The sequence below is a fragment of the Luteitalea sp. genome (assembly GCA_009377605.1).
GTDB lineage: Bacteria > Acidobacteriota > Vicinamibacteria > Vicinamibacterales > Vicinamibacteraceae > WHTT01.
On record WHTT01000147.1, the window covers coordinates 1 to 9,471 of the forward strand.

The 9,471-nt window shown below is 64.0% G+C and carries 6 protein-coding genes; 1 reads left to right on the plus strand and 5 read right to left on the minus strand.

Annotated features, from left to right (window positions below; genetic code table 11):
• Positions 1–119: 119 nt before the first annotated feature.
• Both GEV06_27180 and GEV06_27185 read right to left on the minus strand, forming a co-directional pair.
• A complete protein-coding gene (locus tag GEV06_27180) occupies positions 120–1,691 on the minus strand; it encodes a S8 family serine peptidase (GenBank protein MPZ21543.1) in 1,572 nt (523 codons plus the stop codon).
• Between the two features lie 193 nt (positions 1,692–1,884).
• On the minus strand, positions 1,885–2,610 hold the full coding sequence (locus tag GEV06_27185; protein ID MPZ21544.1) for a hypothetical protein: 726 nt from the start codon (positions 2,608–2,610) through the stop codon (positions 1,885–1,887).
• Positions 2,611–3,071: 461 nt separating this feature from the next.
• On the opposite strand from GEV06_27185, the gene GEV06_27190 reads away from it, so the two are divergent.
• Positions 3,072–5,573: a hypothetical protein gene (locus GEV06_27190; protein ID MPZ21545.1), complete on the plus strand. Its 2,502-nt coding sequence runs from the start codon at positions 3,072–3,074 to the stop codon at positions 5,571–5,573.
• 73 nt (positions 5,574–5,646) lie between these two features.
• Here the strand turns inward: GEV06_27190 and GEV06_27195 are convergent, their stop codons facing one another.
• The 3 genes from GEV06_27195 to GEV06_27205 form a co-directional block, all read right to left on the minus strand.
• On the minus strand, positions 5,647–7,560 hold the full coding sequence (locus GEV06_27195; GenBank protein ID MPZ21546.1) for a sulfatase-like hydrolase/transferase: 1,914 nt from the start codon (positions 7,558–7,560) through the stop codon (positions 5,647–5,649).
• Positions 7,561–7,656: 96 nt separating this feature from the next.
• A complete protein-coding gene (locus GEV06_27200; GenBank protein MPZ21547.1) occupies positions 7,657–8,427 on the minus strand; it encodes a slipin family protein in 771 nt (256 codons plus the stop codon).
• Positions 8,424–9,471: nodulation protein NfeD (locus GEV06_27205; protein MPZ21548.1), on the minus strand; the 1,048-nt coding region annotated here is incomplete at its 5' end. The genes GEV06_27200 and GEV06_27205, both read right to left, overlap by 4 nt.

Genomic DNA, 9,471 nt, shown 5'->3' on the forward strand with positions numbered 1-9,471 from the left:
ATCGCAAATCCCAAGAGCATCCCGCGAGGGTGATGTTGGTTGTGAGTCGTGAGTCATGAGTTGTGAGACTTCGCACAGAAGCGCGTCGAGGTCAGACTCACAACTCACAACTCAAGTGGTCAAGGCCGCGACATCCCGAAGGTATAGCTGCCTGCACCACGATAGGAATAGACCTCCCACACGTAAATGCCAGCGTCGCCCTCGTACCTGACTTCCTCGTGAGAGCCCGCACTCTCGCCACCGGCGACCCTCATCCACCCATCACCGTTCCACCTGTAGAGATACAGATCGAAGTCGGTCCCGTCGGCGCCATCCACACAACCGACGTGCGTGCCCGCGCCCGCCTCGAAGTAATTGCCTTCAGGCTGGATGTCGTTGTCGCCATTTCCGTCGAGCGTTCCGGAGTACTGCTCGGACAGGCCCGCGCAGTTTCCGGGCGGTGGCGGTGGTGGAGGCGGCTCACCGCCGTCGTCGAGCTGCGAGTGCAGCAGGATGTTCGCCGTGTCTCCTGGTACACCGGTCAGGACGTCGGGCGTGCCGCTTCCGACCAGCAGGTTATGTATGGCCTGCGCCGTTGCCTCAGGCCTCTGTTCCAGGTACAGCGCGGCCACACCTGCCACGTGCGGCGCAGCCATCGATGTCCCGCTGATGGTGCTGACGTCGTTGTCGCCCTCGATCCACGCCGATGTGATGCCGACGCCGGGAGCATAGACGTCGAGGCAGGCGCCGTCGTTCGAGAACGACGCCACGGCATCGTTCTCTTGCATAGCGCCAACCGTGATCGCCTCTGCGACCCGGCCTGGCGACTGCGAGCACGCGTCGATGGGGTTGCCGTCGGCGTCGCCGTTGCCGGCCGCAATGGCGTACGTCACGCCAGCCGCGATGGAATTCCGCACAGCTTCGTCGAGTGCTTGATCCGCGCCTCCACCGAGGCTCATGTTGGCGACCGCGGGGCTCTGATGGTTAGCCGTGACCCAGTCGATACCTGCCACTACCTGATCGGTGGTGCCGGAGCCGTTGCAGTCGAGCACCCGGACGGCATGAATCGTGAGCTCCTTGGCCACGCCATGCGCGCTGCCGCCGATCGTGCCCGCCACGTGCGTGCCGTGACCATTGCAGTCGCTGGGGTCATTGTCATCGGCGACCGCGTCGTAGCCGTTGCCGGTTCGACCGGCAAAGTCGTTGTGCGTAAGGCGCACGCCGGTATCGATGACGTATGCGTGTACGCCCGCTCCTGTGGCGGCGTACGTATAGGTGTCGTCGAGCGGTAGCGCACGCTGGTCGATGCGATCGAGCCCCCAGGAGGGTGGGCTGGGTTGCGTGTCGACGGCTTGGACGATGCCAACTTGCGTGATGTATCTGACGCGCGGATTCTTTGCGAGCGCCTGTGCGGCGTCCGCCGACATCACTGCGGCAAATCCAGTGAGAGCATGTTCGTAGACGAACGTCAGCGCCGCGCTATGCTCCGCGGCTAGCGTGGACGCGAGCATAGAGACGCCGCCTACGGCTCGAACAGATTCATCATCGCGCAGGACGACGATGTAGCGGTCTGGGACGGCGCGATCGGGAATGAGAATGTTGGCGGACTGGGCGAGCGCGCTGCCACCGCCAAGGACGACCGCTAGAATCGCACAACCGACGATGCTCAGCGGTCGGGGGGAAGACTGATTTTCTTGCGAGTGTCTCCGCATCCGATGTTCCTCCTTCCAGAACGCCCAGCGGTACGCGAGCTGCGCTTATCAGATCGAGCAAGCGCGCCCACCGACCACCCCATGGAGGTGGAGATCCACGACCGAATACAGCACGGATTGTAGCTGCGAGGAGACCAAGAACCGACTGAGCCGCGAGAAAAACTAGCGGTCTGAGGGGAAGACCCCACGCGGTTCAGGCTCGCTGTTCGAATTCGGGCAATGCCAGAAGATCACGGACCAGATACCGGAATCCGGGAAGTAGCTTCTCGTCGCAGATAACGTTGTTTGCCGTGAAGAGCCGCTTCGTGCCGTCGGCGTAATGCGCCGTGATAGCAACGCGCTCCGGTTCGATGACCCAGACCGTACGAGCGCCGTGTGCGAGCCATTCTTCCGCCTTGGCGCGCAGCTTGGCGTAGCGATCGTTGGGAGACCTGATCTCCACAACCAGATCCGGCGCTCCAAGCCAGTATCCCGTCGACGGGCGAGGTCCTGCAGCACGCTCGCGAGAAACGTAGCCAACATCCGGCCCGCGAACCGTGTCAGGGTTGCTCGTCACCGTGACCCCGGTGTCTTGGCTAAAGACGAGGCCAAGGTCGTTTTCCTGCACGTGCTGATAGATCACCGCGTACAAACGCCCCGCGAGCCATCCGTGTACCCAACCGGGAAGCGGCATCTTCACCACCCTCCCGTACACGAGCTCGTGGGTGAACCCGTTCTCGTCCGGCATTCGCAACAGTTCGTCCGCAGTGACCATGTGCCCCATGACTGCCATGTCCATACTCTGAAGCCCTCCATGCTGGAATGGAAGGCAAATCGAATGCCAATCCTTTAGCTTCGCTGTCCCCCCGCTTTTGGTCGCCATCGAGGGCTTGCTCGCGAACGGCGTCGCACTTCTCTCAACTCTTCGACGATGATACATCGTCAAATCTGCAACCGGAAGCGTGCTTGGTAAAGCCTGCGACACTCACCGTCCAGGCCGCCGCGAAGACATCTCCGTAGACCCCAGCGGCCGCCGAGACCACGGCGGCGCCGCCAGGAGCCCAGGCAGCTGGTCTGGCGGTCAAATGTCGTCAATGCACCCACCAGTGCCGTGCCCGTGGTTCGCATCGTGCCGTCGAGTCAATTCAGCGTGACCAAGCACGTAGAGGCCGATCCGATGGAGATCGTCGATCGTCGACTGCCGCCACCAGCACGAATCCACTAGTCACTTTAACTCTGCTAGAGTATTCTATCCGTCGGCCGTTCGACCCACACCCATGTAGGCCCGACCTTCCACCTTCGCGCTTCGGCGGTTAGGTCGGGCACACAAGAGTCCCCAGCGCAAGCCAGAGCAGCCGTGTACCGAACCGTTGATCGGTGAGAGGCGAGCTCGCCCAGGCGATGTCCCCAGATCACATGAGCGGGGCCTCTCAAATGGGAAGGGAGACCGTGATGACGCTCCAACACGCGCGCGCTATAGCCGGCCGCCTGCGGCGGCTCGGCTCGTGGCGGCCTCGATGGGAGGGCCGACACACGTTGGTCACACCGCGTTCTGCCGTGGCGATTTACCTCCTCGCGTTCGCCATGGTTGCCGTTGCATCGCCCCAAGATCCCGCCGGTGAAGATCACGCAGATCCCACCGTTGACAATGACGCGCAGGCTCTGGCCGTCGACGACCAGGCCTCACTGACTGCCGCCGAGCAGGCGATCCTGACCGCCTCGGATGGACAGGCCGATGACCGCTTCGGCTGGTCGGTCGCGGCGAGCGGAGACACGGTTGTCGTGGGCGTGCCCATGGCCAGGGTTGGCGACAACGAGGGCCAAGGCGTCGTCTACGTCTTCGTCCGCTCCACGGACGGATGGCGTGACGCCACGGAGACCGCGGTGCTCACCGCGTCGGACGGTGCGGCGCTCGACTCCTTCGGCTCGGCCGTGGCCATTTCCGGCAACACGATTGTCGTAGGGGCGCCGCTCGCCGACGTCAGTGACAGCGTCGATCAGGGGGCTGCGTATGTCTTCACGCGCTCGCCGAGCGGATGGACGACTGCCGTCGAGACCGCCAAGCTCGTCGCCTCTGACGGAGCAGCGCTCGATTCGTTCGGCAGTGCCGTGGGCATTACCCGGAGATTCCTGGCTGTGGGTGCACCCTTCGCGGCTCTGGATGGCAACGCATACCAGGGTGCGGTCTATGTCTTCGCACCGCTCGAGGGTGTCTGGACCTCCGCACAGGAGACCGCAAAGCTCACGGCGTCGGATGGCGCCGCCGGCGACCGGCTCGGTTGGTCGGTTGCCGTGTCGGGAACCTACGTCATCGCCGGTGCGCCGCTGGTCACCGCTGGCGAGACCCTGCAGCAAGGCGCGGCCTATCTCTTCGAGTGCCCCCTGAACGGCTGGGTCAGTCTCACGGAGATGGCGAAGCTCACGCCCTCCAATGGTGGCGAGGGGGACTGGTTCGGTCACTCCGTTGCGATGAGCGGGACCACCGTTGCCGTGGCCGCACCATTCAACGACAGCGGCGGGAGTGACGACCAAGGGGCCGTGTATGTGTTCGTGCGGCCGGAGGGCCGCTGGATCGACACTTCCGAGACCGCAGCGCTGACAGCACCGGACGGTGCCGCCGACGACCTGTTCGGCTGGTCCGTTGCAACCACCGGAGATGTGATCCTGGCGGGCGTGCCGGCGGCAGCGCACGACGACAACGCGAGCCAGGGTGCTGCACACGTCTTGACGCGGCCGGCCGATGGGTGGGCACCGGTCGATCAGACCGTGCAGGTGACGGCCTCGAACGGTGCGGCCGAAGACCTCTTTGGGTCCTCCGTCGCTATGAGTGGGAAGACCATCGTCATCGGTGCCTCCGCCGCGGATGTGGGGAGCAGAGACCAAGGGTCGGCTAGTGTCTTCGCGCTTGCCGAGGCTGACCTCGCGGCGCCGACAGTCGCTATCGACGTCGTCCCGGGAGAGGGCACGAGCTCGAACGAGTGGTACGTCTCGCCGGTGCACGTGACGGTCTCCGCCGCTGATGAACCTGACGGTTCCGGTCTGGCGGAGGTGTGCTGTGTGGTTGACCCCGGGGCAGTGCCGGGCGACATCCGAGATCTCCCACGGCAGTGCGCGTTTGCTGGCGCGGGCGGCGAGCTCAGTGCCGATGGGAAGCACTCGGTCTACGCGGCTGCCGAGGACACCGCGGGCAATGAGAGCGCTGTAACGAGCGTGGCCGTGCCGATCGACCGTACTCCGCCAACCGTGACTTGCGACTCGCCGCCGACGTTTGTGCTGAACCAGACCGGCGCAGAGGTGGGGGCGACAGTCGAGGATGCCTTGTCTGGCGCCGTGGCACCGCGCGTAGTTGCGGCTGCGGACACCACGAAAGCCGGCACGCAGAGCGTCTCCCTCAGCGGTACCGATGCTGCGGGGCATACCACGACGGTCAGTTGTCCTTACGAGGTTGTCGCACCGCGCGCGCTGACGTTCTTCCTCCACGGGAAGGACGTTGAAGAGACCAATGGCGGCTTCACCATGAATGAAGCCCAGCCGGAACCACAGGTGCTCATCGTTAATCTCTTGGGCGCGCCGAGCTGGTTCAGCGAGCCCACCCTGACCGGTACGTTCCTGGACGCCGCAGCTTTCGAGCTGACGATCCCCTGCTCGCTCACGCTGACGCTGAGCAAGCCTGTGCGCTTGACCGTCACCAACGCCGACGGCAGCGACGAACGTCTGCTCGGAGAGGCGAAGCGAGGCGCCGGTCTCTGTATGGATCAGGAGACCATCACGATTCCGGTGAGCACGCCGCTGCAGCTCGCCAACCAACGCTTGAAGCTCACCATCTCGTCGCTGAGCGTGGGTGTCAACTTGAACACCGGCAAGAGTCCGTTCCTGCGGGCAACGGAGTTCGTGTCGTTTTAATCCAAAAACGGGGACAGCCCTCGTTTTCCGTTATTCGGAAAACGAGGGCTGTCCCCGTTTCTCAGCGTTTCTCTTAGGACCCAAACGAGGCCGGCACGTCATAGCGCTTTGATCGCAAGTGCTCGATGAGCATCTGCGTGGCTTCCTCCGGCTCGAGCGCCTTGCACCCTTCCGCACCGGGTAGGAGTGGCACACGCCCACCAAGTGCCTTGGGCGGGTTGCGGTCCACCTTGAGATAGCGCCAGCGGTTCCCACGAACGAGCGTGACGACACCAAGGCTGTAGAACGGCGGCACGGGGTCGGTCGCGATGCCTGCCCCATGCTGGACTGTGGGCGTCGTCGAGATCGCGCCGAAGACTGGTCGGCAGGGAGGGACGTCGCGAACGAGCGACGTGCCCTCCATCCAGCGCGGGGCTCCGATGCCGAGGACATCGAGCACGGTTGGCGCAATGTCAATCATCTGCGCCGTCACTCCGACGCGGCCGCTTCGCACGCCCCCAGGCAAACGAATGACCAGCGGCAGCGGTATATTCGTTTGGAACCCTGCACCGTGGTCCGAGTAGACGACGAGCAGCATGTTGTCAAACGCGTCGCGCTGCTTGACGAGGTCGACTATCTCGCGCAGATACTCATCCGCATCGAGTATGGCGTCGTCATAGAAATCACGCATCCGATCGTCCGTCTGCTTCATGCCTACCGAGAATCGTCGCTGCCGGGGCGCAAACTGTGGACCGTGCGACACCATGATGTGGACGTGCGCAAAGAACGGCTCATTGCTCTCCTGAATGAAGCGCGTGACCTGCCGCATCCGGCTCTCATCCATGTATTGCACCCAGAGGGGCTCGGTGATCTCTTCGAACGGATCCGCCTTACCCTCATTGGCCAGCTGCTCGACGCGCGTCCGCACTCGGTCCAGGACCTGCCCGAAGAGATAACGTCCCGGTCCCGTCTGCGCGATCACCTGCGATCCCGGAAATCGATTCGACCCGAACTGGCTATTGACGACGTCGAATGCGTTCTGCATGTTGAAGTCCACCGATGCAGCGTAGTGGCGCACGGCGAACTGGCCAGTCCGATAGCGAAGGGCGCGCAAGATGGCCGGCAAGTGGAGCGACGTATCCGGACCTCGCAGGATGTCGGGCGCGTAGATGACGCGCGTGGTCGTGGGCGCACGTCCCGTGAGAATGGACGTGAGCGAGCCAGCCGTATTGCCTGCGTTCGAGAACGCGTTGGAGAACACTAGTGACCGTGGCGCAAGCTCCTCGAGGAAAGGCGTTGTCTGGCGCTGGTAGCCGTAGAGCGACATCTGGTTCGCGTTCGCGCCGTCGAGGCCAACGAGCAGTATGTTCGGACGCGCCTTCACAGCTCCAATGGCCCCGGATATGGAGCGGCTCCTCCAGGTAGAGACCGCTTCCACCACGCCGGCGGCGGCGGCCGCGCAGATGAGAGCCGCGGCGACCCTCATCCACCGGCGTCGGTGCTGCGCGCTCGCGTGGAGCGCAGCAGCCACTCTGCCCGTCCACACGTAGAGGAGCCCCCCAGTCAGGAGCAGCGCGCCGGCGTACCACAGGCGCGAGCGATCGAGCGAGCGGATGCCCCAGCCGAAGACGGTGTGCGTGAAGTTGTCGAGGAGGAGCATCAGTGAGGCGAGCAGCACCAAGGCGAGCGGGAGCTGCAGAAGCCAGCGACCGGCGTTTCTGCCGATGGTCGGCGCGATCGCGCGTCCCACGAGCCAGAGCGCGCCAAGCAGCGCAAGACCGGCGATGAGCAGCGGTAGAGTGGCGGTCGCGAGGGCGCCGATGCGGCCGGTCCAATCGACCACGGAGAGAAACGACGGCTTCGTGACGAAGAAGAGCCACTCCATACCCAAGAAGAACCAGACCATGACGACATAGAGGCTGGCCCAGACTTGGTACGAGACGAGTGATCCTTGCGTGATGGTGCCCGACGACGGTTGCGATGGGTCAATCCTTCTCGGTGTGTGCATTCCGCGGAAGACCACGCGAGGGGTCTGAAGACCCCTCGCTACGTATCGCGTGCTCCGTACGCCGCGGACGACGGGTGCTCTCTTGAGTTGCCGTCTCTATCGCGGGCTGTTCGACGAACCGGCGGCGTCACGAACCATCCTCAAGAGATCGATGGGCAACGGGAAGATGATCGTCGAGTTGTGCTCGGCGGAGATGTCTGTCAGCGTCTGCAAATAGCGCAGCGTGATGGCGGCGGGCTCGCGATTGATCACGGCGGCCGCCTGGGCCAGCTTCTCCGACGCGCTCAGCTCGCCCTCTGCATGGATGATCTTCGCACGCTTCTCCCGCTCCGCCTCCGCTTGCCGCGCCATGGCGCGCTGCATGTCTGCCGGCAGGTCCACGTGCTTCACTTCGACCGATGAGACCTTGATGCCCCACGGGTCCGTCTGAGAGTCCAGGATTTGTTGAAGCTCGATGTTGAGCCGCTCGCGCTGAGCGAGCAAATCGTCGAGCTCCGCCTGCCCGAGGATGCTCCGCAAGGTGGTTTGCGCGAGCTGCGACGTGGCATAGTGGAAGTTCTCCACCTCGACGATGGCCTTCTGCGGGTTCATCACCCGGAAGTAGAGCACGGCGTTGACCTTCACCGAGACGTTGTCGCGCGTAATGATGTCCTGCGGCGGGACATCGAACACGATCGTCCGCAAGCTGACGCGCACCATGCGGTCGATGGGCCGGAAAACAAAGATGAGCCCGGGGCCTTTGGGCTGTGGCAGCAGCTTACCCAACCGGAAGATGACGCCCCGCTCGTACTCGTTCAGGATCTTGAGCGAGTTGAGCAGGTACAGTACGACGATCCCGAGAATTATCACCAATGGAGAAAGGGTCATGACGTGGAGCCTCCGGGAGACGAACGTTCGATAGGGCGAATGGTGAGCGTCAAACCATCGATAGCGACAACCTCCACAGGAGTGTCGCGCGGAATCGACTCGTGGGCGGTCGCAGACCAGAATTCACCGTGCACACTGACCGTCCCGATGCCGCCGACTGGGACGTCGGTGAGGGCGCGGCCACGCTCACCCGCCATGCCGGCGGTACCCGTAACCGCGGGTTGCCGCTGCGAGGCGAGCGCGAGGCGGCCGAGGAAGACGAAGATCGCAGCAAAGGCCAGTGATACCGGCACGATGAGGCCCAAGTTGACCGTCACGCCAGGCGTGTTGCCCATCATGACGATCCAGCCCAGGATGAGGCTGACCGCGCCACCGACGCCCAGCGCACCAAAGCTCGGCACCTTCAGCTCGAGGACGAGCAACCCCAGTCCGAGGGCGATGAGCAGCAAGCCGGTGACGTCGATTGGCAGCACCTGGAATGCAAGGAATGCGAGCAGCAGGCAGAGCCCGCCAACCACCCCAGGAACGATCGACCCTGGGTACCACAGCTCGACGGTGAGCCCGAGCATGCCGAGGCTGAAGAGCAGAACCGCAATCTGGGGATGCGCGATTGCGCCGAGGAATCGCTGCCGCCAGTTCGGAGCGAGGTGCTCCACGCGGGCTCCCGCTGTGCGCAACGTCGCCTCGCGGTCGTTGAAGCGTGTGATACGGCGGCCATCCAACTGGCGGATGACGTCGTTCACATCCGCGGCGATGAAGTCGATGAGCGGCGGCTTGGCCTCGAGGGCTTCGCTCTCTGTGAACGACCGGCTCTTTCGCACGGCCTCGTCCGAGAGAGCGACGTTTCGACCACGAGCCTCTGCGAGTGATCGCGCATAGGCGGCCAGGTCTGACGCCGCCTTTTCCTCCATGGTCCGGCTGCCCTCCTTCTGCTCGCCAGGGGATCCACCGATCGTCGCCGGGTGCGCCGCACCGATGTGGGTTCCTGGTGCCATCACCGCGACGTCGGCGGCCAGCGTGATGTAGAAGCCGGCCGATGCCGCG